This window comes from Pseudomonas sp. 4CAES_32.4 (genome assembly GCF_058136335.1).
On the sequence record NZ_CM176882.1, the window covers coordinates 903,890 to 928,613 of the forward strand.

Consider the following 24,724-nt stretch of genomic DNA (forward strand, 5'->3'; position numbering starts at 1 on the left):
CATGAAATTAGCCATTGTTACGGCTTGCCCGAACGGCATGGTCACCAGTGTGCTCTGCGCGCGATTGCTCGATGCGGCGGCGCAGCGTCAGGGCTGGAGCACCAGCGTTGAAGTGGTCGATGCCGCGCACCCGGAACGCGAGTTGTCGGCGGCGACGATCGCAGCGGCGGAGTGGGTTTTGCTGGTCGCCACCGGCGCGGTCGACATGACGCGTTTTGTTGGCAAACGGGTTTTCCAGATTGCTCCGGCGCAGGCGCTGCAGGATGTTGAAGCGGTGCTGCGACGTGGCGCGGAAGAGGCATCAGTCTACGTCGCCAGCACGGCGGAACCGGTTGCGGATACGCCACGCGCACCGCGCATCGTCGCCATTACCGCGTGCCCGACAGGTGTTGCTCACACCTTCATGGCCGCCGAAGCCTTGCAGCAAACCGCCAAGCGTCTGGGCTATGACTTGCAAGTCGAGACCCAAGGCTCGGTGGGTGCGAAAACCCCGTTGAGCGCAACAGCGATTGCCGAGGCAGACGTGGTGCTGCTGGCGGCGGATATCGAAGTCGCCACCGAGCGTTTCGCCGGCAAGAAAATCTATCGTTGCGGTACCGGGATTGCGTTGAAGCAGTCCGAAGCGACGCTGAAAAAAGCGCTGGCCGAAGGCAAGGTGGAAAGCGCTGCCAGTGATGGAAAATCTGCGACCAGGTCAGAGAAAACCGGGGTCTACAAACACCTGCTGACCGGCGTGTCGTTCATGCTGCCGATGGTCGTGGCGGGCGGTTTGATGATCGCGTTGTCGTTCGCATTCGGCATCAATGCTTTCGAAGAGCAGGGAACGTTGCCGGCTGCGCTCAAGCAAATCGGTGATGCGGCATTCACCCTGATGGTGCCGTTGCTGGCCGGTTACATCGCCTATTCGATTGCCGATCGGCCAGGCATCGCGCCCGGCATGATCGGCGGTGTTCTGGCGAGCACACTGGGCGCGGGCTTCATTGGCGGCATCATCGCCGGTTTCCTCGCCGGTTACAGCGCCGCCGCGATCAGTCGCTGGCTGCGTCTGCCGCAATCGTTTGATGCGTTGAAGCCGATTTTGCTCATCCCGTTGCTGGCCAGTCTGGTTGTCGGCTTGATCATGATCTATGTGGTGGGGCAACCCGTTGCAGGCGTGCTCGCCAGCATGACCACGTTCCTCAAAGACATGGGCACCGCCAACGCCGTGCTGTTGGGCGTGGTACTCGGCGCGATGATGTGCGTTGACCTCGGTGGGCCGATCAATAAAGCGGCCTATGCGTTTTCGGTCGGCCTGATGACGTCGGCCAATGCCAGCTATGCACCGATTGCCGCCGTCATGGCAGCTGGCATGGTGCCGCCAATCGGTATGGGCATCGCCACTTTCCTCGCTCGACGCAAGTTCGCTCAGACTGAGCGTGAGGCGGGTAAGGCGGCGTTGGTATTGGGCATGTGCTTCATCTCCGAAGGGGCGATTCCGTTTGCTGCGAAAGATCCGCTGCGGGTGATCCCTGCGAGCATTCTCGGTGGCGCGCTGGCCGGCGCCTTGTCGATGTATTTCAGCTGCAAACTGATGTCGCCGCATGGCGGTTTGTTCGTGATGGTCATTCCCAACACGATCAACCACGCGTTGCTGTATCTGCTGGCGATTGTGGCGGGGAGTTTGTTAACCGCCGTGGTCTACGCCACAGTCAAACGCCCGGAAGCCGTCGAATTGGCGCTGGATCCTGCCAAGGCTTAATAGCCACCGCAAAACCTTTGTGGGAGCTAGCCCTGCTAGCGATAGAAATCTGGTCTGTGCCATCGATGTCGCCTGACACACCGCCATCGCCAGCAGGGCTGGCTCCCACAATAATATGTGCCAACCCTGTCACTCTGTGATCACCGTAAATCCCCTGTGGGAGCTAGGCCTGCTAGCGATAGCAATCTGTCTGTGACATTGATGTCGCCTGACACACCGCCATCGCCAGCAGGGCTGGCTCCCACAATAATGTGTGCCAATCCTCACATTCTGTGAGCACCCTAAATCCCCTGTGGGAGCTAGCCCTGCTAGCGATAGCAATCTGTCTGTGCCATCGATGTCGCCTGACACACCGCCATCGCCAGCAGGGCTAGCTCCCACAATAATGTGTGCCAATCCCGTCACTCTGTGATCACCGTAAATCCCCTGTGGGAGCTAGGCCTGCTAGCGATAGCAATCTGTCTGTGACATTGATGTTGCCTGACACATCGCCATCGCCAGCAGGGCTAGCTCCCACAATAATGTGTGCCAATCCCGTCACTCTGTGATCACCGTAAATCCCCTGTGGGAGCTAGCCCTGCTAGCGATAGCAATCTGTCTGTGACATTGATGTTGCCTGACACACCGCTATCGCCAGCAGGGCTGGCTACCACAATAATGTGTGCCACTCCTCACATTCTGTGAGCACCCTAAATCCACTGTGGCAGGTGTCATTTGCGGGTCATGTGAGCGTGCTTAAGTTTTCCTTTTTCCAGGGAGAACACCATGAGCGATTTCAATCCCGGTCGCCGGCGTGTCGTGCAAGGTATCGGCGCCGGGCTGCTGATGCCGGGGCTGGCGCCGGCGGTGATTGCTTCGGTCAAGGATCGCCCGCAACTGACCGATGGCGTGCAGTCCGGTGACCTGCAAGGCGACCGCGCGATGATCTGGAGCCGTAGCGATCGCCCCGCGCACATGGTGGTCGAGTGGGACACCCGCAGCCAGTTTCGCAATCCACGTCGACTGATCTCCGCACTCGCCGATGCGCGCACAGATTTCACCGCCCGCGTTGAACTCAGCGGGCTGCCCACCGATCAGGCGATTTTCTATCGGGTGTATTTCAAGGACGCCCGTACCGGCGCCGCCAGCGAGCCATGGCTTGGCCACTTGCGCAGCGCACCGATGGCGCGGCGCAACATTCGTTTCGTCTGGAGCGGCGACACCGTCGGTCAGGGCTTCGGCATCAACCCGGACATCGGCGGCATGCGCATCTACGAGTCCATGCGCTTGCGCCTGCCGGACTTCTTTATCCACAGCGGCGACACCATCTACGCCGACGGTCCGGTGCCCGCTCAGCTCACCACCGAGGGTGGGCGCATCTGGCGCAACATCACCACCGAAGCCAAGAGCAAAGTCGCGCAGACTCTCGATGATTATCGCGGCAACTACCGCTACAACCTGATGGACGAAAACATCCGTCGCTTCAACGCCGAAGTGCCGCAGATCTGGCAGTGGGACGACCATGAAGTGGTCAACAACTGGTCCCCCGGCAAGCAGCTCGACGAGCGTTATCAGGAGAAAGATATCCACACCCTGGTCGGGCGCGCGCGCAAAGCGTGGCTGGAATATTCACCGATGCGTTTGCAGGCTGCCGACGGAGGCGGGCGGATTTATCGCAAGATCAATTATGGCCCGATGCTCGATGTGTTCGTGCTCGACATGCGCAGTTATCGCGGCGCCAACGACGACAACCTCGGCGCGGCAAAACCGTTTCTCGGACGGGAGCAACTGGACTGGCTCAAGCACGGTTTGAAGAAGTCCAAAGCGCAGTGGAAGGTCATCGCCGCTGACATGCCGATCGGGCTTGGCGTGCCGGATGGCGAGGTCAGTCCGGGTGTGGCGCGTTGGGAAGCGGTGGCCAACGGTGATCCGGGACCGGCGCAGGGGCGCGAACTGGAAATCGCCGAATTGCTCGGTTATCTGCGCGCACAGCAGGTGCGCAATTTCGTCTTCCTGACGGCGGACGTGCATTACTGCGCGGCGCATCACTATCACCCGGATCGCGCGGCGTTTCAGGACTTCGAACCGTTCTGGGAATTTGTCGCGGGGCCGTTGAATGCCGGGAGTTTTGGGCCTAATCCGCTGGATAAAACCTTCGGCCCGGAAGTGGTGTTCGAGAAGGCGCCGCCCGCGCAGAACACCTCGCCGTTTGCCGGGTTTCAGTTTTTTGGTGAGGTGAATATTGAAGGGCAGAGCGGGGAGATGAGTGTCGTGTTGCGGGATTTGGATGGGGTGGCGGTTTTCGAGAAAAAACTACAACCCGTCTGACCCCCTCTGTAGGAGCTGCCGCAGGCTCGGGCCGCGTTCGGACGATCTTTTGATCCTGCTTTTGAAAAGATCAAGATCAAAAGATCGTCCGAACGCGGCCCGAGCCTGCGGCAGCTCCTACAGGGAAAGCGGTGTGTCAGTAGACGTCGCGGCGGTAGCGGCCCTGCTCGATCAGGCGCTCGACTTCGGCGCTGCCGAGAATGTCATTGAGTACCTGATCCACGCCCGAAGCCATGCCCTGAAGGCTGCCGCAGATGTAGATAACGGCCCCATCCGCCAGCCACTTCTTCAACTCACCCGCCGACTCGCGCAAGCGATCCTGCACGTAAATCTTCTCCGCCTGATCCCGCGAAAACGCCAGATCCAGCCGTTCCAGATCACCATTGACCAGCCATTCTTCCAGCTCGGCACGGCAGAGGAAATCGTGTTCACGATTGCGCTCGCCAAACAGCAACCACTGGCGCTGCTGACCATCGGCAATCCGCGCCTTGAGCAAACTGCGCAACCCGGCCAGACCGGTGCCGTTGCCCAGCAGAATCATCGGCAGCGGTTCATTGGGCAGATGGAAACCACTGTTGCGGCGCACGCGCAGGCTGATACTGCCACCCACTGGTGCATGTTCGGTTAACCAGCCGGAAGCGATACCCAAGCTGCCATCGGCATGCTGTTCCTGACGCACGATCAGCTCTAGCACACCGTCCGCCGCAATCGAGGCGATCGAGTATTCGCGCATGGCCAACGGCACCATCGCGTCGACCAGTGATTGCGCGTGAAGGCCGACCAGATGTGCGCGGTGTTCAGGCAATTGGCGCGAGGCCAGCGCGACTTCCAGTGGCTCGTCGAGGCCATTGATTTTCACCGTGGTCTCGCCACGAATGCCGAGTCCGTCGAGGAAATGTTCGATGGCCCACGGGCAGTTGCGTGGCAGCACTTCGACCAGATCGCCAGCCAGCCAACTGCTGGTGTTCGGTGCACTCAAGCCCAGCAGATAAACCGGCGAACCGCTGCTGTCCGGGTTCATCAGTTCGCGGCGTGTCAGCGTCCAGTTGTCGTAGCTCGGCGCTTGCCAGGTATCGACCGGCGCCTGCCCGGTGAGCAGGCCGAGTTGTGTCTGCCAGTGACGCAGCGCATAGGGATCGCCGCTGTCGACTTCCACCGGGGCAAACAGCGTCTTGCCACCGTGTTCGCCCAGCCACTGATGCAGGCGTTTGGCGAAACCGCAGAAGTGCTGATACTGACGATCACCGAGACCGAGCACCGAGTAGTTCAAGCTGTCGAGTGTCGAGGCTTTGCTCAAGACTTTGCGCTCGAAACCACGCGCGCTGTCCGGTGCTTCGCCGTCGCCGAAGGTGCTGACCACAAACAGCGCGTTGTTCGATTCACGCAAATCCTGCTCGCTGACATTGGCCAGCGGTTGCACTTTCACCGGCAAACCGGCGGCCTGCAATTGCCCGGCGGTTTGCCACGCCAATTGCTCGGCGAAACCGCTTTGACTGGCGAATCCGATCAGCCACGCCGAGGCGTCGTCGGCCGGTTGGTCGAGACCTTTGCGTGCATCCTTGATCTGCTTTTTCTTGCGTCGACGGTCGAGATACAGCAGCCATCCAGTGATGAAAAACAGCGGCATGCACACCGCCGCGAGCGTGATGATGATCCGCCCGACGAGGCCGAAATAGCTGCCGACGTGCAGCGCATAAATGCTGGTCAGCAGTTGTGCCTTGAAGCTCTTGTCGGCGTAGCGGTCGACCCTTTTGACGATGCCGGTGGCCGGGTCGAGGGTGATCTGGTTCAGTGCACGATCATGTGGCGAACTTTCCAGCAGGTAGAACACCGTCGCCGGTTGACCGGCCACCGGCGGCATCCGAATGTTGTAGGCAGACAGGCCTGGGCCGGCAGCGCTGTAGATGCTGCTCCACATCGCCGCGTAGTCGGCGGTCGGTGCCGGGCCTTCCGGTGCCGGGCCGCGACCCCCGCGCACGCGCTCGTTTTGCGGCGCGTCGGAAAGCAATTTGGTCAGGCCTTTGTTGTACCACTCGTACGACCACGACAACCCGGTCAGCGCCAGCAGCAGATACACCAGCAGACACCAGGTGCCCGCCACCGAGTGCAGATCCCAATTGAAGGCGCGGCCCTTTTTCTTCCAGTCCAGCGTTAGCCATACACGCCAACTGTTCCACTGACGCGGCCAGCGCAGGTACAAACCGGAGAGGCAGAAAAACAGCAGGATCAGCGTGCAGGCGCCGGTGATGTTGCGGCCGGTATCGCCCATGGCGAGAAAGCGGTGCAGTTGCAGCATCAGGCCGAAAAAGTCCTGGCCGACGGCATCGCCCATGAACTCGCCGGTGTACGGGTCGAAGTAGCGCATTTCACCGCGACGTTCGCCCTTGGGCGGGGTGAAAAACACTTTCGCCGCGTTGCCGCTGTCGGTCTCGACCCAAAGCATCGAGACTTTTTTACCCGAGGTGGCTTCGATGCGCTCGACCAGTTCAACCGGGGGCAGGACGCCGGCGACTTGTTTTTCCACTTGCAGGACGGACGGATTGATCGCCCGCAGGATTTCGTCCTGAAACGAATAGGCCGCGCCGGTGATGCCCATCAAGGCCAGCACCAGGCCTGCGGTGATGCCAAAAAACCAGTGCAACTGGAACAGGGTTTTCTTCAACACGTCACTCGCCGTCCATTCGGAAATTGTCTTCACGGCGCGCATTATGCCGTGGGTTATCGAGAAGCGTTCTTTATTACGCAGAAAAGCCCCGTTCAATTGAATGAACGGGGCCGGATCTGTTTTGCAGATCTCCTGTGGGAGCTAGCCCTGCTAGCGAATGCGATTTGTCAGTGACATGGATGTTGACTGACACACCGCTTTCGCTAGCAGGGCTAGCTCCCACATTTACAGCGTTGTTTAGAAGTGGAAATTGGTGCTCAACAGCGCCGTACGGCCCGCCGCCTGGTTGGCGAAGTGGGTCGAGAAGGCTTTGTCGTAGTAGTTCTCGTTGGTCAGGTTCTGCACGTTGAGTTGCAGGTCGACGTTCTTGGTCAGCTTGTACGCTGCCATCGCGTCGTAGCGAACGTACGAATCGACCATGGTGGTGTTGGCCACGCTGCCGAACACGTCATCCACGTAGAACGCACCGCCACCGATGGTCAGCTTCGGCGTGACCTGGTAAGTGGTCCACAGGCTGGCGCTGTTCTTCGGCGTGTTCGGCAGTTCGTTGCCATCGTTGGCCCGGCCCAGCGGACCGCCATCGACCTGTTCGCTGTCCATGTAGGCGTAGCCGGCGAACACTTGCCATTTGTCGGTGATCTTGCCGCTGGCCGACAGTTCGACACCTTGCACGCGGGTCTTGCCGGCGTTTTCGTACGACGAAGTATCGACTTGCACGCGAGCGTTTTCTTTCTCGGTGCGGAAGATGTCAGCGGTCAGCGACAGACGATCGTTGAGCAAATCCCACTTGGTGCCGATTTCGTAATTCTTGGTGGTTTCCGGCTCCATGTCGCTGCTCAGCAGATTGCCGCTGCGATCTGCCGTGCCGCCCAGCGGGTTGCCTTCCTGACCTTCACCCAGCGTGTTGCCCGGTGGAGTCGCCGAGGTCGCGTAGGACGCGTAAATGCTGCCGTTCTCTGCTGGCTTGTAGACGACACCGAACTGACCGGTGACGAACTCGCTGGTGTCAGCACCCTTCGAAGTGGTGGTGCCGGCGTTGGTGTAAGTCTTGTAGCCGGTTTCGAAGTGGTCGTAACGCAGGCCCATGTTCACCAGCCATTGCTCGGACAACTCCAGGGTGTCGAATACATACAGTGCGTACGTATCGGACTGGGTGTCAGTGCCGGCGTAGTTGCGCGAGATCGCGCCGTTCCACGGATCGTTCGGGGTCGGGTTCGACAGCGAGGTGCAGTTGTAGCCGCTGGCCGCGCCGATCAGACCCGGGTTGCAGTTAGTGGTCGCTGCGCTGGTGCGCGGCGTGGTGTCGGTGTTGACGTTGTACGAGGACTTCTGGCTTTCCTCACGGGTGTATTCAACGCCGGTGGAGAAGCTGTTCTTGAAGCCCGCAACGTAGAAGTTGCCGAACAGGTCAGTCTGGTTGGTGGTGGTCTCGGTGTTGCTCACCCGAGTATTGGCACGACGCCAGACGCTGCCGTTGTTGACGTTGCCCTTGCTGTCATCCGGCTGGGTGAGGATGTAATCCTGCATGCTGGTGCCGTGACGCAGGGTGTTCTTGAGGGTCAGCGAGTCGCTCAGGTCGTGCTCGATGGCGAAGGTCGCGGTGTCGGTGCGGCCCTTGCGGAAGTCGCGATCCAGACCGTAGAAGTTGCTGTGATCGCCACCCGAGTACGGCTTGTCCGGGTTGGACTTGGTGCGTGCAGCCGAACCGCCGGTTGGAATGGTGTACGGCACGCCCGAGTCCGGGGTGTCGTTGCTTTCCAGATGGTAGTAATCGAGGTTGACGCGGGTGTCGGTGCCCAGGCCAAACGCTAGGGACGGGGCGATACCCCAACGGTCGTAATCGACCTTGTCGCGACCGGCGACGTTGCTCTCGTGGCTCATCAGGTTCAGACGGCCAGCGGCGGTGTCGCTGAACTGGTAGTTGCCGTCGAGGGTGTAGCGCTGGGTCTGGTCGGAACCCCAGGTGAAGCCACCGTCGAACGAGTTGCCCAGGTGCGCTTTTTTGCTCACCAGGTTGATGCTACCGCCCGCTGCGCCGCGACCGCCGATAGCGGAGTTCGGGCCCTTGCTGACTTCAATGTTTTCCACGGCGAAGATTTCGCGGCTCTGCGAACCGGTGTCGCGCACGCCGTCGAGGTAGGTGTCGCCCTGGGCGTCAAAACCACGGATGAACGGACGGTCGCCCTGTGGGTTACCACCTTCACCGGCACCGAAGGTGATGCCCGGCACGGTACGCAGCGCGTCCTGCATGTTCAGGGCGCCGGTGTCTTTCAGAACCTGTTGCGGAATCACGGTCACCGAGCGCGGCGTGTCGACCAGCGGCGCGGTGTACTTGGGCGAGGAGGCTTTTTCGACCTGGTAGGACGTCGAGTCCTGGGCTTCGCCGGTGATGGCGGTGGCGTCCAGGGCGATGGCATTGCCGGAGGCTTTGCTCTCGGTTTTTTCCGCAGCGAAGACCATGTGGCCAGCGGAGCCTGCGGTGATCGCTACACCAATTGCCGAAGCGAGCAGACGTGGTGAACTGACCGGTAATTGTGCGTGTTGACGTGCCATTTTTATTCCCCTCCCCAAGGATTTGAGGCGGCGGAATATAGGGTAAACAGGTATTCGTATCAATTGCGAAACATTGCTAACTGCACTGAATTTACATTCTTTACAATTTAACCTTACGGTTTCTGCCAGTTCGTTCGTCTCCCGGGTTTTACACAGCCAATAAGAATCAATACCATTGCCGCCTCTTTGCCATCAGGTGACATCACCATGCTGCTGCACATCCCCGCACTGTTCGCGAAAGACGAGGTGCAGCGCATTCGCGAGGCACTGGAGCAGGCCGATTGGGCTGATGGCAAGATCACCGCTGGCTTCCAGTCGGCCAAGGCCAAGCACAACCTGCAATTGCCTGAAGGCCATCCACTGGCCAAGGAAATTGGCGCGGCGATGCTTGAGCGGTTGTGGAAAAATCCGTTGTTCATGTCGGCCGCGCTGCCGCACAAAGTCTTCCCACCGTTAGTGAACTGTTACACGGCCGGCGGCAGTTTCGATTTCCACATCGACAACGCCGTGCGCCAACCGAAGGGCAGTATTGAGCGCGTGCGCACCGATTTGTCGGCGACGTTGTTCTTCAGCGAGCCTGAGGATTACGACGGCGGCGAGCTGGAAATCCACGACACCTACGGCACTCAGCAAGTGAAACTGCCTGCCGGCGATATGGTTTTGTACCCCGGCACCAGTCTGCATAAGGTCAACGCGGTTACCCGTGGCGCGCGCTATGCCTCATTCTTCTGGACGCAGAGCCTGGTGCGCGAAGACAGCCAGCGCGCGCTGCTGTTCGAGATGGACGGCGCGATCCAGCAGCTCACCCAAGACATGCCTGATCATCCTTCACTGATCCGCCTGACCGGCACCTATCACAACCTGCTGCGCCGCTGGGTCGAGGTATGAGTTTCCTGCTACGTCGCGAGGAAGTCCTCAGCGGCGAACAACTCAGCGCCATGCTCAGCGAAAGTCCGGCCCGCGCGGCGCAGGCGATTTTGCTCGCGGCGGGCGAGGGCGAGGTTGAAGCGCAGGCGTTGCTTGGACAGATTCTTCTGGATGGCCAAGGCATCGCCAAGGATGAAGCGCTGGCGCTGCGCTGGTTCGGCATCGCCGCCGGGCGCGGGCATCTGATGGCGCGCAATATGCTCGGGCGCTGTCATGAGCACGGTTGGGGTTGTGCGGCAGACCCGGCGATTGCCGCGCAGCATTATCGGATTGCTGCGAATGTCGGACTGGATTGGGCGATGTACAACCTCGCCAATCTGCTGGCGACCGGGCGCGGAGTTACCGTGGATCATCTGCAGGCGCTGGCGTTGTATCGACGCGCGGCTGAGTTGGGTCATGCGAAGTCGATGAATCTGCTGGGGAGATATCTGGAAGAAGGGCAGGTGTGCCCGGCAGACCCGCGAGCGGCTCGCGACTGGTATCGGCGTTCGGCTGAGGGCGGGGATTTTCGTGGGCAGTTCAGCTTTGCGGCGGTGCTGGCCGATGAAGGCAGGATCGATGATGCCGTTCTGTGGTTGCAGAAAGCGCTGGCGGGGGGGAACTTGAACTTCCTGCGCACGAGTGCCGAGTCATTACTGAAAGCACAACATCCTAAAGTCCGTGAAATGGCGGATGCCTATCACGCGCGTCTCGCTCAGTGGACTACGGTGTAAGGCGTTATTAGTAGGGTTTGTTTTCTCGATGAAAGTGCAAGAAATTCAACTTTCCAGGTCCGTGGAAGGCCGAATTGTGCGGCAGTGGTTGTTAGGCCTTAGTTGGTTTTGTCGATAGGGGTTGTTGTCGTATTTTAGAACATTTTAAAAGTTGTGGGATTCGCACGTTGACGATTAATGTTGTTTGGCACTTCGCTAGTTTAATTGGCGGGTGACTAACTTCAAGTATTAGTTGTTGACGCCCGATATGGGAAAGGATCTCAAGGATGAACGGTAAGATATTTGATGCGGCGGCTAAAGCGCCAAAGCTATTTGTAAACGCTTCGGCGGGTGAGGGAGACGAATATACTCGTGAGCCCGGACTGCAACTAACCAAAGAGCAGATTATTGATCTGCGCAAGTATGAAGTCTTGGGGCTTTCGCTTCCGGTCAATCTCCATGATGTAGGCGTGTACCTGGATTATGGTCAAGGTGAATCAGGTGGGGCTGGTCTGACCGCCGCAGACTTTCTGGTAACGTTCAAGAAAACATTCGAGCACGCCAGACGCTGGTCGCCGTTGCGGGAAAAAATAATGCTGACCGGCACGGATCTGAAGATCTTCGCTGGCAGCATTCTTTTGACTGGCAATGCGATTGTAGAGATCTATGAAGATCTCAAGGTTTCCAAGTACCTTGAGGAACATGATATCAATACGCCGGAAGAGTATTTGAAGTTGAAGCTGCAGAACCCGGCTCTTCCCGATCTCGGCTTGCCTGCCGGCGATGTGCCTGAACTGAAGTTGTACCTTGACGACATACTCAAGAAAGTCCGCGATGCTCACGTACGGGCCGAAAACGTACGGGAGGAGTTGGATAACTTCGGCAAAGACATGCGCGAAGACGTACTGCCACAAATCAAACTTCGATTGAAAGCTGTGGCGAGCAATACCTATCAAAAAGATGTCAAGGAACTGCAGGATCAAATTGATGAGCGCTCTAAAGAAATTGATGTCCTTAATAAACAATATGATCAGATGGTTCAGGAAGCGATCAAGTCGGCGGCAGGGCTGAATATCGGTGGGCTGATCCTTGCCATTTACACTGGCGTTAAAGCTGAAGGTATTCGCAAGCAGCGAAACGCGCTCAGGGAAGAGCAGCAGCGGGACAACCAGAAAATGGCGGCCAAAAGCAAAACGCTAAGTTCGCTGAACCGGGTTCGTGATGATCTTCAAGAACTCACCAGCGTGGCGATCGATGCGGAAGTTGCGACGCAAAATCTCATGCTGGTCTGGAACGCGCTGAGCCTGTTTATCGGCGAATCGAAAAAGTCTGCTGACTTGCTTGAGGATGCGACCTCGTTGAGGCGTTTCAAGAATCAGATCATCAGTATTGTCGAGCCTTGGGAGCAGATCAAAACCAGTTCGGATCAACTGCTGAATGTGTTCGTGCAGGCTGATAAAGAATACGAGCGTGGTCGAATCAATTTTTCTGGGAAGGTAAGTATGTTCAGGTCTTTTAATGGCTCGGCCGATTTCGACGTGGCCAAATTGCGCGCTTCTAACACTGAGTTGCAAAGCAACAATACGACGGCGCAGATGCTTTTCGAAAGATACAACTACGCCCCTGGCGCCGTTCAGACGATTAATAATCTGGCCGTTTCTGCAAATACGGCAACTGTTGATGTGCGGGTGCAAAGTCAGACCATTGCCTTCAATCTGCAACGCTCGCAAAACAAGCTGGAAGAGTATCAGGAGGAGGTCAAGAATCCCGACGACGCGGAAGAAGTTCGTGAGGACATGGAGATTGAACTGAAAAGTCTGCTCGGCAAGCTATCGACGGAAACCCGAAATTTCAAGAGTGTTCATAAGAACCTGCAGTCGCCCTACAGTCGAGAGGATTCGGCCAAGTTGGTGACTACCCTGCAAGACGATCAAGCCTTTGCGGAAGAGCGAAAGGGTAAAATCGATTCGCAGTTGCAAGAACTGGAGAAGGAGGTCAAGTCGGTATCCGAGGCCATCGACCTGATCGTTAAAGCAGGGATCGAGAAAATCGGTGAAGAAGCAGCCTTATCGCTGGACAGCTTGAAAAGCCTCGGGTTGGCTCCGCCCCAGGTGCAAGTCGCGATGCTGGCCATGGACACGCTGAAGAAGTTGGTCGCGGGTATCGGCGAGGCGATTAACTTTCTGCAGATGGTGGCGGCATATAACCAACTTAGAGGCAAAGTCGCCACCCTGAAAGCACAGTCGAAAAAGTGCGTGCAGGATGTCGAGTTGGCCATGGGACGAATAGAGTTGCTGGAAACACTGGATAAAGTTGACGGCGACCGTCAGATGTTCGTCGATGAATATGCCAAGTTACCGGCCTACTTCGAAGGTGTGCTTGACCAGTTTGCGCAGATCAAATCGAAAGCAGTCGAGGAGCGCGTTGATTTTGCCATCGGCACGCTCCCTGCCATTGGCAAGTATCTGAAAACACTGACTGTATAACGAGGAGGTGAGGGCAGCGTGTTTTTGCACGCTACCCTCTTCAGGGTATATGAATACAGTCACCTATGAGTTCACCGGGGAACAACGTCGGGTACTGGATCGCTTTACGTTTATGCTGGGGCAGTTTGTCCCGACCCATGACAAGGCCAATCTTGTACTTGAGCGTCGCGCAAAAAGCGGCCACCAGGCGGCCTATTTGCCTTACGACTCACGTTTGAACAGCGTTGTCTTCAATGAGCGAAATCTGCAAGGCGTTTGGCGGCGTATCGAAGAAGTGAGAAACCGGGCATATGGCAGCGCACGCGCACTGGAGACGTTCACCCGTGAAGCTTCAGAGATCACGGCGCAGACGTCCAGAAGCGTACCGGTTGATCAAGTGGATTTTAGTTACTTCACCCAGTCCCCGATCTGGAGTTCGAATCCGCCGCGCACGATCAAAGCGCTGGTGAGCGGGCTTGGGAGTTTGTTTTATGCGCTCAAGGGCGACCTGATTACAACTGATCAGTCAATCCAGGCGGTGTATGAAAATTCATTCGGGTTGAAATCGGTTTTTATCAAGGAGATGGGATATCGCACCTGCGAGTGCCACGCCCAGCCTGTTGTTGCCTCGGAGATGTTCAAGAGTTTCGATACGACACCTATCTGGCAGATCAACTACTCGTCGCCTGATCCTGTGATCAGAGCACGCGAGTACGTGGCTGATGTGTCGCAAGTCTTCGATCAGTTCGCGATATTGGCAACTCACTGGGGGGTATTTATCGAAGAAATCTCCCAAAGCCTGGATCGCCTGCGACTCGCACTGTCGAAAACCGATGACATGGAGACCCTGGGCAGATTGAATTTCAAACTGGCCACTGTTCGGGAGGATGCTGAAGGCGCTATGAGTAAGTTGACTCATCTCGAGACGTGGTTAAGGAAATAAAAAAAGGTCCATTTACATGGACCTTTTTTCTGGATCAGGGGGCTTAAACGTAGAACGATTTCAACGGCGGAAAGCCATTGAACTCAACCGCGCTGTAACTGGTGGTGTACGCACCGGTCGACAGCCAGTACAGGCGATCACCGATCGCCAGGTTCAGCGGCAGACCGTACTTGTAGTTCTCGTACATGATGTCGGCGCTGTCGCAGGTCGGGCCGGCGATGACCACTTCTTCCATCTCGCCTTTCTTCTCGGTCCAGATCGGGAACTTGATCGCTTCGTCCATGGTTTCGATCAGGCCGGAGAATTTGCCCACATCGGTGTACACCCAACGCTCGACCGCTGTGCGCGACTTGCGGGCAACCAGTACCACTTCGCTGACCAGAATGCCGGCGTTGGCGATCAATGAACGGCCCGGCTCGAGAATGATTTCCGGCAGGTCATCACCGAAGTCTTCTTTCAGGAAGCGGATGATTTCTTCGGCGTAGGTTTCCAGGCTGTTGGTGCGGGTGATGTAGTTGGCCGGGAAGCCACCGCCCATGTTGATCAGCTTCAGGTGGATGCCGTCTTCTTCTTTCAAACGCTCGAAGATCACTTTGACCTTGGCGATCGCCGCGTCCCAGACGCTGATGTCGCGCTGTTGCGAACCGACGTGGAACGAGATGCCATAAGGCACCAGGCCGAGGTCGCGAGCGAGGATCAGCAGGTCCATGGCCATGTCGGTCTGGCAGCCGAATTTGCGCGACAGTGGCCAGTCAGCCGTGGTCGAGCCTTCGGTGAGGATACGCACATAGACTTTCGAACCCGGTGCAGCCTTGGCGATGTTGCGCAGGTCGGCTTCGGAGTCGGTGGAGAACAGACGCACGCCCTTCTCGTAGAAGTAGCGGATGTCCTTGGATTTCTTGATGGTGTTGCCGTAGCTGATACGGTCGGCGCTGACGCCGCGATCCATCACCTTGTCCAGCTCGTAGATCGAGGCGATGTCGAAGCTCGAACCTTTCTCTTTGAGCAGGTCGATGATCTCGACGGCCGGGTTGGCCTTGACCGCGTAGTAGACCTTGGCGAATTCGAAACCGGCGCGCAGGTCGTCGTAGGCCTGGCTGATCATCGCGGTGTCGATCACCACGAACGGGGTTTCCTGTTTGTCGGCGAACGCCTTCATTTTGTCGAATGTAGCGCGCGCGAAATAGTCTTCGACCTGGATCGACATGCTGGGAACTCCTACTGGCAAACGTCGTTAATCAATGGGTGCAAATGAACGCCCTCCGTATCCCCACTTTGGTTCGCCTACTTCCCAAGGCATGTCGCCGAAAGCAAAAAGGCCATGGGCGGATTTGCCCTTGGCCTTGCTGTCTCGTCGTCAGTACTTGAGCCGGATGGATCGTTTCCAGCATGGACGTTCGGCGCGAACTTTAGGGCGTGAGGGGCCTGAGATCAACTAAAAATGTCGCGTTTTTGCACGCTTCTGACGTGCGTTGCTTTCAACTCTCTTTGTAGCCGACCGAGATGACGGACAGATGTTCCCCTGGAATTTCGCAGTGTTAAAAATACCTGCACGTTCGCCGCTGTTGTCAGCTAAGTCGTGGGTAAGTGTGATGGCGTCAACATCGGCGACGTTGGCGGCGAGAGGCGGGTGTGAAGGGGATTTTGGCTGTTTCGAGCAGCAGGTTCGGGAACAATTCAGAGGGGCGGGTGTTGAGATTCTTTTCCGCCTTGTAATGACGAAAATTCATACCCGGTTCTGTAGGAGTGAGCCTGCTCGCGATGACATTTTTTCAGTCAACATCTTCATCGACTGAAATTGCCAATCGCGAGCAGGCTCACTCCTACAGGGATTTGTGTTTCCTATCCGAAAATCAGGCGACCACAGCCTCAGCTGGCGAGACGATACTGGTCTTGCCGCCGCGAGATTTGCCGGAGCTCAGATACTCGGCAATCGACTCCTGCGTGACCTCGCCGAGGAACACCCGTTCGGCATCCATCACTGGCAGCCACGCGCGATTGAACTCGTACATGCGCGACAACAGAATGCGCAAATGCTCGTCATACGCGGCGGTGGCGTTGAACTCACGCAGGAACTGCGCGCAAGTGCCGGTCTGGCGGTGCAGGTCGCGGCGACGCACGTAACCCAGCGCCTTGTTATCAGCACAAGTGACGACGACATAACGACGGTCATGTTCGTCCATCAGCTCCAGCGCATCGGCCACCGGGGTTTCCGGACTGACCGACGGCGCGTTGTCCGCCGCGTCTTCTGCTTTTACCAACAGCAGGCGTTTGAGCGTGCTGTCCTGGCCGACGAAGTTGCTGACAAAGTCGTCCGCCGGGTGCGCCAGCAATGTGTCCGGATGATCGATCTGCAGCAGTTTGCCGGCGCGGAAAATTGCAATCTTGTCGCCGAGTTTGATCGCTTCGTCGATGTCGTGGCTGACCATGATCACAGTCTTGTTCAGCGCACGCTGCATCTCGAAGAACTCGTTCTGGATCATCTCGCGGTTGATCGGGTCGACCGCACCGAACGGTTCGTCCATCAGCAACAGCGGTGCGTCGGCGGCCAGTGCGCGGATCACGCCGATGCGCTGTTGCTGGCCACCGGACAATTCACGCGGATAACGATGCAGATACTGCTTGGGCTCCAGCTTGATCATGCTCATCAATTCGCGGGCGCGGTCGTGGCATTTCTGTTTGTCCCAGCCGAGCAGTTTCGGCACGACGACAATGTTTTCTTCGATGGTCATGTTGGGGAACAGACCGATCTGCTGGATCACGTAACCGATATTGCGACGCAGGGTCACTTCGTCGAGATCGGTGGTGTCTTCGCCGTTGATGAGGATCTTGCCCGAGGTCGGTTTGATCAGGCGGTTGATCATTTTCAGCGTGGTGCTTTTGCCGCAACCCGATGGCCCGAGGAACACACAGATTTCGCCTTCATTGACGGTCAGGCTCACCGAGTCCACGGCTTTGACATCTTTGCCGTTGCTTTGGAAAGTTTTGCTGAGGTTTTGAAGTTCGATCATTTGAGGAGTCCTTTTGGAGTCAACGAGCGTTGCAGCCATTGGAGAAACAGGTCAGCGAAAATGGCCAGAAGACTGACCAGCAGTGCACCGACGATCAGCATCGACATGTCACTGCGGCTGATGGAAGCGAGGATCAACACACCGAGGCCGCCAGCGCCGATGGTCGCGGCGATGGTCATCACGCCGATGTTCATCACCACGGCGGTGCGCACGCCAGCGAGGATCACCGGCACGGCGATCGGCAACTCGACCATGCGCAGACGCTGGCCGAAAGTCATGCCGATGCCGCGTGCCGCTTCACGGATGCCCGGCTCTACACCAGTCAAAGCGAGATAGGTGTTGCGCATGATCGGCAGCAGCGAATAAAGGAACACGGCGGTGATTGCCGGCATCGGGCCGAGGCCCTGGCCGAACTTGGAATAGAACGGCAGCAGCAGGCCGAAGAGGGCAATCGACGGCACGGTCAGCAGCACCGTGGCGCTGGCCTGCAAGGGACCGGCGAGGGTCGGGAAGCGCGTCATCAGGATGCCCAGCGGCACGCCGATGAGGATCGCCAACGTCACGGCGATGCCGACGAGGGTGATGTGCTGCCAGGTCAGGTGCATCACCTGCTGCCAGTCGAGATGGGAAAAGGCGTTGAAAAATTCCATGACTTTTCCTCCTTTAGTTCAGCGGATGTTGGCGCAGGAAATCGGCGGCAACGGACGATGGGCTTTCGTGATCGACATCGACCCGCGCGTTGAGCTGGCGCATGGTTTCGTCGTCGAACAGTTCGGCCAGCGGCTTGAGTTGCTCGGCCAGTTTCGGGTTGGCGTCCAGCGTTGCCTGACGCACCACCGGCGCGGCGGTGTAGTCGGGGAAGTAGTGCTTGTCGTCTTCCAGCAACTTCAGGCCGAAGGCGTTGAGGCGACCGTCGGTGGTGTAGACCAGACCGGCAAACACCTGACCGTTGCGTAGCGCCGTGTAGACCAGGCCCGCGTCCATCTGGCGGATGTTCTTGCGGCTCAGGTTCATGTCGTAGAGATCGACCATGCCGATCAGGCCGTCGGAACGGTTGGCAAACTCGGTGTCCAAAGCGACCAGATGATTGGTCTTGGCTTCAGCGCGCAGCACTTCATTGAGCTGGCTGATGTTGTTGATCTGCGGATATTCCTCGGCGACTTTTTTTGGCAGCGCGAGGGCGTAGGTGTTGCTGAACTTCGACGGGGTCAGCCAGATCAGGCCTTTTTTCGCGTCGAGCTCTTTCACTCGAGCGTAGGACTGGGCGCTGTCGAGTTTTTCCGTGACATGGTTGTAGGCCACCAGCGACACGCCGGTGTATTCCCAGAGCATGTCCAGTTGTCCGCTTTCGTGGGCGCTGCGGGCGAGGTTGCTGCCCAGACCGCCGGTGATCTGTGCGTCGTAACCTTTGCTGCGCAGGTATTGCGCGGTGATTTCCGCGAGCAGGGTTTGCTCGGTGAAGACCCGGGCGCCGAGGCGGATAACCGGTTTTTCAGCGGCTTGTGCGATACCTGCGAACAGCAGGGCACTGCTCAGCATCAGGCCTAAGATCAAGCTAAGTCGTTTCATATTCATTCCTTCGCAAAAGCCTTAAGACGGGCGCAAACCGCGTTCCAGCCAGAGACGGCTGGCGAGGGTGACGACGCCATCGAGCAGCAAGGCCAGCAGCGCGGTGCACGCGGCGCCGAGCAGCAGTTGCGGCTGATTGTTCAAGGCGATGCCAGGGAAGATCAGACTGCCGAGGCTGTTGGCGCCGATCAGGAACGCCAGCGGCGCGGTGCCGACGTTGATCGCCAACGCCACGCGCACACCACCGACGATGATCGGCACCGCGTTAGGCAATTCGACTTTCCACAGCACTTGGCGCGGGGTCATGCCAATGCCGACGGCCGCTTCTTTCAGCGAGCCCTGGACATTTTTCAGGCCTTCGTAGGTGTTGCGCACAATCGGCAACAAGGAAGCGAGGAACAAAGCGAAGATCGCCGGGCCACTGCCGATGCCGAGGATGCCCAGGGCAATCGCGAGCACGGCCAACGGAGGCACGGTGTTACCGATATTGAAGATCTGCATGAAGCGTTCGGCGCGTCCGACCATGGTCGGGCGACTGAGGAAGATGCCAGCGGGGATGCCCACGACAAGGGCGGCCAGCATTGAAGCGAGGACGAGAATCAGATGAGCTTGCAGGTAAAACAACAAATCGTCGCGGTAGTGTTCGATCGTGTTGATGCCGATCCAGTGGACCAGCAGGGCCAGGAGCGCGATCACCACCGCACCTCCCATCAGCCCTTTGCCATAGCGGATAGCCACAGGCGGACTCCTTTTTTGTAGTCGGCGAGCGCACTCCCGAGTGGCATGCCAAACCTTGGCCGCCGAGAGCGTCGTTCGCGAAAAGTAGCCGTTTTTCAGGACCGGAAAAGCGGTCTGAAAGCGAGCCATGAGCGCAGCCTCGTCAGGCTAACTTGCTGATTTTTCAGCCCCTGACGAAATGTCGTAACAGGGGATGGACGTCTCCGTGCTTTAAAAGGTTCCCATCTGAGGCAGCATTTGGCCACCCCTAATGTGCTCAACGGTTCGGTTATTGCATCGAGTTGGGCTATAATCGCGGCCCTTTTTTGAATCACCGCCAGGCGATTTCCCATGACCAACCAGGCCGCCGAAGTCGCGAAACGCCGCACTTTCGCCATTATTTCCCACCCCGATGCCGGTAAAACCACGATCACCGAAAAGCTCCTGTTGATGGGCAAGGCGATTGCAGTGGCCGGTACGGTGAAATCCCGTAAATCCGATCGCCATGCGACATCCGACTGGATGGAGATGGAGAAACAACGGGGTATTTCCATTACCACGTCGGTCATGCAGTTCCCGTATCGCGAACACATGATCAACCTGCTCGACACCCCGGGCCACGAAGACTTCTCCGAAGATACCTACCGCACCTTGACCGCGGTGGACTCGGCCTTGATGGTTCTCGACGGCGGTAAAGGTGTCGAGCCACGGACCATTGCACTGATGGACGTCTGCCGTCTGCGTGATACGCCGATCGTCAGCTTCATCAACAAACTCGACCGTGACATCCGCGACCCGATCGAACTGCTCGACGAAATCGAAGCCGTTCTGAAGATCAAGGCCGCGCCGATCACCTGGCCGATCGGTTGCTACCGCGACTTCAAGGGCGTGTACCACCTGGCTGACGACTACATCATTGTCTACACCGCCGGTCACGGTCACGAACGCACCGAAACCAAGATCATCGAGAAGCTCGACTCCGAGGAGGCGCGTGCGCACCTGGGCGACGAGTACGACCGCTTCATCGAGCAGCTGGAACTGGTTCAAGGCGCCTGCCACGAATTCAATCAGCAGGAATTCCTCGACGGTCAGCTGACCCCGGTGTTCTTCGGTACCGCGCTGGGCAACTTCGGTGTTGACCATGTCCTCGACGCTGTCGTTGATTGGGCGCCGCGTCCGCTGGCCCGTGTAGCCAACGAGCGTACTGTCGAGCCGGTGGAAGAAAAGTTCTCGGGCTTCATCTTCAAGATCCAGGCGAACATGGACCCGAAACACCGCGACCGCATCGCCTTCATGCGTATCTGCTCCGGCAAGTACGAAAAAGGCATGAAGATGCGCCACGTGCGTACCGGCAAGGACTTGCGTATCGGCGACGCCCTGACGTTCTTCTCCTCCGAGCGTGAGCAGCTGGAAGAAGCCTTTGCAGGCGACATCATCGGTCTGCACAACCATGGCACGATCCAGATCGGCGACACCTTCAGCGAAGGCGAAGTCCTTGGTTTCACCGGCATCCCGCACTTCGCCCCGGAACTGTTCCGTCGCGTGCGTCTGCGTGATCCGCTGAAGTCCAAGCAACTGCGTCAGGGCTTGCAGCAGTTGGCCGAAGAAGGCGCAACGCAGGTGTTCTTCCCGGAGCGCAGCAACGACATCATTCTCGGCGCCGTCGGTGTGCTGCAGTTCGATGTGGTCGCCAGCCGTTTGAAAGAGGAATACAAGGTTGAGTGCTCGTATGAGCCGATCACCGTGTATTCCGCGCGCTGGATTGAGTGCGCTGACAAGAAGAAGCTTGAGGAATTTTCCAACAAGGCTGTGGAGAACCTGGCGTTGGATGGCGGTGGGCACCTGACCTATCTTGCGCCGACGCGGGTTAACCTGGCGTTGATGGAAGAGCGTTGGCCGGATGTGAAATTCCGCGCGACGCGTGAGCATCATTAAGCGTTGAGCTTTGTGGTTCGAGAGCCCCCAAGGTTTTGGCCTTGGGGGTTTTTTCGAGGAGTTCCGGGTCAAGACTTTGGAGAACCTCGCGGTAGACGGCAGCGGTCTAGTGACTTACTGGCCCCGCCCCGGGTCAAGCTGGCGCTAATGGACAATGGCAGTGAAGGCCTCATCGCGCGCAAGCTCGCCCCCACAGGTTTGAAATTAGTCAGCCTAAAGTGAACGGCAGTCGTCTCTTGGGATGCATGTCCCCTGATAGAAAACCATCTGCCATGCGTTTGGGATCAGCCAATACCGATCTCTTCTTTGAACAGATCCAGAAAACCTTTCAACCGGTCATGGCGAATCTGCGCCAGACGCTGTCCCGTCGCGGTCTGGAAACCATCTGCCAAATGCAGCAACTTGGTCTGAAAATGATCAAGGCAAAATCGTTTGTCGTCGTAGACTCGCTGGCTGGCTTCGGGGTCCTGCGGGTGGTATAGCGCGCGACCTAAGCGTCCGCCAACGTAGAACACGCGTGCGACTCCTACCATGCCTAAGGCGTCCAGGCGGTCAGCGTCTTGCATGATTTTCGCTTCCAGCGAGTTCGGGGCGATGCTGGCTGAAAAACTATGGGCTTCGATGGCATGGGCGACAGTGTTGATTTTTGTGCTCATCCAGCCTATCTCCGCCAACACCTGTGATGCTTTTTGCGCCGCTAGCATTGACGCTCGTGATCGTAGCGGCGAGTTTTTTTCCACTGTCACGCAATCGTGCATCAGCACCGCTGCCAAAAGCACTTCAAGATCGCCACCCTCTTGCGCATGAAGCGAGCGGGCGTTGTTCCACACCCTCTGTAGGTGCGACAGATCGTGAGCACCGTCCTCCGACGGTTCCAGTGCATGAGGCAGCAGCGTATCGGCGAGAGATTGCAACGGAGCAAAAACAGTTGTGATCATCAAATATCCCTTGATTACAAACGTGCTTGTTTTGGGAGGCCTCCATGCGCAAGTCGTCAATCCTGCGATGAATTATCAACGTGCGCAAGGATCTGGGCCCGACGCGGGTTAACCTGGCGTTGATGGAAGAGCGTTGGCCGGATGTGAAATTCCGCGCGACGCGTGAGCATCATTAAGCGTTGAGCTTTGTGGTTCGAGAGCCCCCAAGGTTTTGGCCTTGGGGGCTTTTTTTTGGGGTTGGGTTTGGGGGTATATCCGTTGCTGCGGGTTTGCTGATTACGGTTTCGCCCTTACGGCGACTCACTTTTTTTACAAACGCCTAAAAAAAGTAAGCAAAAAAACGCTTGCTCCAACGTTCGGCCCGCTCGCTAAAGCTCGGGGTTCCTTCGCTGCGGGATCGATCCGGGCGCAGCGCCTCCGGTTTGCTTCGCTGCACCTCCTCTCGCTGTGTTCGACTTCGTCGAACGGTCGCTGCGCTCCCACACCCGGATCAATCCCTCCGCTCAGCCTTCCGACGTCGCCCGTGGATCAAGATCAAAAGCGGTACTCGAGCTTGCGCTCATTGTGTTGAGTGGGGCGGCTTTGCCGCGGGTTGGTGTAGGAGCTGCCGGAGGCTCGGGCCGCGATCGGAGGATCTTTTGATCTTGCTACTGCTTTTCTGTGGGAGCGAGCTTGCTCGCGAAAGCGGTCTGACAGCCGACCTTTCTCTGGCAGATGTACTCGGTCCCTGTGGGAGCTGGCTTGCCAGCGATGGCGGCCTGCACGCAAACCATTCTCTAATTGAATGCACCCAATCCCTGTAGGAGCCAGCCCTGCTGGCGATGGCGGCCTGCAAGCCGACCATTTCCCGACTGACTGCACCCAACCATCCGATCTGCCAAAGGCTGCTCCTACATCGCTCTGTAGGGCGTCTCTGTTTTCGTTGTCTGACGCATTCTGAGGCGCGACAACTGCCTCGCTGGCCGTTAGTGTTCCTGCTCCCCCAAGTCGCTCTGAGAGGTCAATGGAATGACGAGTCGTCTGACTCACCTGCTGCGCCTCGGCGGTTATTTCGGCGTGATGGCCTGGGTGCTCGCGGCGTTGTTGTTCATCAATCGCCTGAGCAGCATGGTCAAGTTGTTCATGGCGTTGTACCTGCGCCAGGAGCTGGGGCTGGCGATCGAGACGGTCGGCTGGTTGCTATCGGCGTACGGTGCGGGGTTGCTGGTTGGGTCGATGCTCGGTGGCTGGCTCAGTGATCATGTGCGCACGGCGCGGCTGACGGCGGCTTTGTTTTTCGTTTCGGTGTGGGTGTTGATTCTGCTGGGGCTGGTGACGCACGTGCCAGGGCTCGCCGCGTTGCTGTTGCTCAGCGGGACCATTGATGGCGCCATTCGCACACTGCATCAGCGCCTGATCATGGAGTATTGCGAGGTGGCGCAGCGTTCGCGTGCGCAGGCGTTGAGTCGGGTGGCGCGCAATCTCGGCATGGCCGCCGCCGGTGTCGCGGGTGGGGTGTTGGCGCAGACGGATTTTCGCTGGGTGTTTTTCGGCAGTGCGGCGATGACGTTGTTGGCGCTGTTATGGTTTGTCCGCACCACGTGGCGGCGGCCGCTGCTGATGGTCGAGGAGAAATCGGCGACCGGCGTGAGTGGCTCGAGTACGCCTTTTCGCGACAAACCCTTCCTCTGGTTGCTGGCAGCGACGGCCGTGCTCGGCATCGCGTTCGACACGGTCTATAGCACGCTGGGCAACTATCTGCGTGATTACTATCAATTGACGACCGAGGCGATCGGCTGGCAGTTCGGGCTCAATGCGCTGCTGGTGATCGCGCTGCAGATTCCGCTGTCGCACTGGGGCGAACGCTGGGGCTCGCGGCGACAAATGGTGGCGGGCAGTCTGCTGCTGGCCTGTGGGCTGGGCATGTTGCCGTTCGGTTCCGGACTGGCGTTTGTCTGCCTGTCGACGCTGATCTGGACCTTGGGCGAGGCGCTGTTCATGCCGCCGCTGAATGTATTGGCCATGCAGTTCGCCCAGCGTGGCAGGAGCGGTCAGTACTTCGGCCTGTTCTTCATGAGCTGGAGTGCCAGCGCGCTGCTGTCGCCGGTGCTCAGTGGTCAGCTGTACGGCAACTTCGGCGGTCATAGCGTGTGGCTGGCCAGTGCTGCGCTGCTGCTGATATCGATCCCTTTGACCTGGCAAGCGACCCGCTCGCTTAGCTGATCCGGTTATTGAGCTTATTCGAAAGCAATCTGTCTGCCGACGGCATTTCTGCGCGCCCGTTA

General features: G+C 58.1%; 16 protein-coding genes and 1 pseudogene. 9 read left to right on the plus strand and 8 right to left on the minus strand.

Features of this window, described 5'->3' with window-relative positions; genetic code table 11:
- Position 1 precedes the first annotated feature (1 nt).
- Positions 2-1,738: a PTS fructose-like transporter subunit IIB gene (locus tag AC3Y64_RS03945; RefSeq protein WP_489986514.1), complete on the plus strand. Its 1,737-nt coding sequence runs from the start codon at positions 2-4 to the stop codon at positions 1,736-1,738.
- Positions 1,739-2,503: 765 nt separating this feature from the next.
- A complete protein-coding gene (locus tag AC3Y64_RS03950) occupies positions 2,504-4,045 on the plus strand; it encodes an alkaline phosphatase D family protein (RefSeq protein ID WP_489986515.1) in 1,542 nt (513 codons plus the stop codon).
- Positions 4,046-4,181: 136 nt separating this feature from the next.
- On the opposite strand, the gene AC3Y64_RS03955 is transcribed toward AC3Y64_RS03950, so the two are convergent.
- Together AC3Y64_RS03955 and AC3Y64_RS03960 are read right to left on the minus strand one after the other, a co-directional pair.
- The gene (locus AC3Y64_RS03955) at positions 4,182-6,710 is read right to left on the minus strand and encodes a PepSY domain-containing protein (RefSeq protein ID WP_489987921.1); all 2,529 of its coding nucleotides are present in this window, start codon (positions 6,708-6,710) and stop codon (positions 4,182-4,184) included.
- A 237-nt stretch (positions 6,711-6,947) separates the two neighbouring features.
- Positions 6,948-9,263 (minus strand): TonB-dependent receptor, encoded by a 2,316-nt coding sequence (locus AC3Y64_RS03960; RefSeq protein ID WP_489986516.1) that lies wholly within the window; start codon positions 9,261-9,263, stop codon positions 6,948-6,950.
- A 207-nt stretch (positions 9,264-9,470) separates the two neighbouring features.
- On the opposite strand from AC3Y64_RS03960, the gene AC3Y64_RS03965 reads away from it, so the two are divergent.
- From AC3Y64_RS03965 to AC3Y64_RS03980, 4 genes are all read left to right on the plus strand, one after another.
- Positions 9,471-10,151: a Fe2+-dependent dioxygenase gene (locus tag AC3Y64_RS03965; protein ID WP_489986517.1), complete on the plus strand. Its 681-nt coding sequence runs from the start codon at positions 9,471-9,473 to the stop codon at positions 10,149-10,151.
- Positions 10,148-10,903, plus strand: a complete 756-nt coding sequence (locus AC3Y64_RS03970) for a tetratricopeptide repeat protein (RefSeq protein WP_489986518.1) — start codon at positions 10,148-10,150, stop codon at positions 10,901-10,903. Before AC3Y64_RS03965 ends, AC3Y64_RS03970 begins: the two co-directional genes overlap by 4 nt.
- A gap of 266 nt (positions 10,904-11,169) precedes the next feature.
- On the plus strand, positions 11,170-13,368 hold the full coding sequence (locus AC3Y64_RS03975) for an alpha-xenorhabdolysin family binary toxin subunit A (RefSeq protein ID WP_489986519.1): 2,199 nt from the start codon (positions 11,170-11,172) through the stop codon (positions 13,366-13,368).
- Between the two features lie 49 nt (positions 13,369-13,417).
- Positions 13,418-14,290 (plus strand): hypothetical protein, encoded by an 873-nt coding sequence (locus tag AC3Y64_RS03980; RefSeq protein ID WP_489986520.1) that lies wholly within the window; start codon positions 13,418-13,420, stop codon positions 14,288-14,290.
- 43 nt (positions 14,291-14,333) lie between these two features.
- On the opposite strand, the gene AC3Y64_RS03985 is transcribed toward AC3Y64_RS03980, so the two are convergent.
- The 5 genes from AC3Y64_RS03985 to AC3Y64_RS04005 all read right to left on the minus strand — a co-directional run bounded on the left by AC3Y64_RS03985 (position 14,334) and on the right by AC3Y64_RS04005 (position 19,581).
- On the minus strand, positions 14,334-15,497 hold the full coding sequence (locus AC3Y64_RS03985; protein ID WP_016986476.1) for a type III PLP-dependent enzyme: 1,164 nt from the start codon (positions 15,495-15,497) through the stop codon (positions 14,334-14,336).
- Between the two features lie 646 nt (positions 15,498-16,143).
- On the minus strand, positions 16,144-17,301 hold the full coding sequence (locus AC3Y64_RS03990) for an osmoprotectant ABC transporter ATP-binding protein OsmV (RefSeq protein ID WP_489986521.1): 1,158 nt from the start codon (positions 17,299-17,301) through the stop codon (positions 16,144-16,146).
- The gene (locus AC3Y64_RS03995) at positions 17,298-17,951 is read right to left on the minus strand and encodes an ABC transporter permease (protein ID WP_158959591.1); all 654 of its coding nucleotides are present in this window, start codon (positions 17,949-17,951) and stop codon (positions 17,298-17,300) included. Before AC3Y64_RS03995 ends, AC3Y64_RS03990 begins: the two co-directional genes overlap by 4 nt.
- A 13-nt stretch (positions 17,952-17,964) precedes the next feature.
- Positions 17,965-18,870, minus strand: a complete 906-nt coding sequence (locus AC3Y64_RS04000) for a glycine betaine ABC transporter substrate-binding protein (protein WP_158959592.1) — start codon at positions 18,868-18,870, stop codon at positions 17,965-17,967.
- Between the two features lie 21 nt (positions 18,871-18,891).
- The gene (locus AC3Y64_RS04005) at positions 18,892-19,581 is read right to left on the minus strand and encodes an ABC transporter permease (RefSeq protein ID WP_172667905.1); all 690 of its coding nucleotides are present in this window, start codon (positions 19,579-19,581) and stop codon (positions 18,892-18,894) included.
- A gap of 357 nt (positions 19,582-19,938) precedes the next feature.
- On the opposite strand from AC3Y64_RS04005, the gene AC3Y64_RS04010 reads away from it, so the two are divergent.
- Positions 19,939-21,522, plus strand: coding sequence for a peptide chain release factor 3 (locus AC3Y64_RS04010; RefSeq protein ID WP_489986522.1), 1,584 nt, complete (start codon positions 19,939-19,941; stop codon positions 21,520-21,522).
- Positions 21,523-21,806: 284 nt separating this feature from the next.
- Here AC3Y64_RS04010 and AC3Y64_RS04015 read toward each other — a convergent pair whose 3' ends face one another.
- Positions 21,807-22,460, minus strand: a complete 654-nt coding sequence (locus AC3Y64_RS04015) for an HD domain-containing protein (RefSeq protein ID WP_489986523.1) — start codon at positions 22,458-22,460, stop codon at positions 21,807-21,809.
- A 92-nt stretch (positions 22,461-22,552) separates the two neighbouring features.
- Between AC3Y64_RS04015 and AC3Y64_RS04020 the strand changes: the two are divergent.
- Both AC3Y64_RS04020 and AC3Y64_RS04025 read left to right on the plus strand, forming a co-directional pair.
- A pseudogene (locus tag AC3Y64_RS04020) lies at positions 22,553-22,636 on the plus strand (hypothetical protein); the annotation flags it as partial.
- 832 nt (positions 22,637-23,468) lie between these two features.
- Positions 23,469-24,662: an MFS transporter gene (locus AC3Y64_RS04025; RefSeq protein WP_489986524.1), complete on the plus strand. Its 1,194-nt coding sequence runs from the start codon at positions 23,469-23,471 to the stop codon at positions 24,660-24,662.
- Positions 24,663-24,724: the final 62 nt, after the last annotated feature.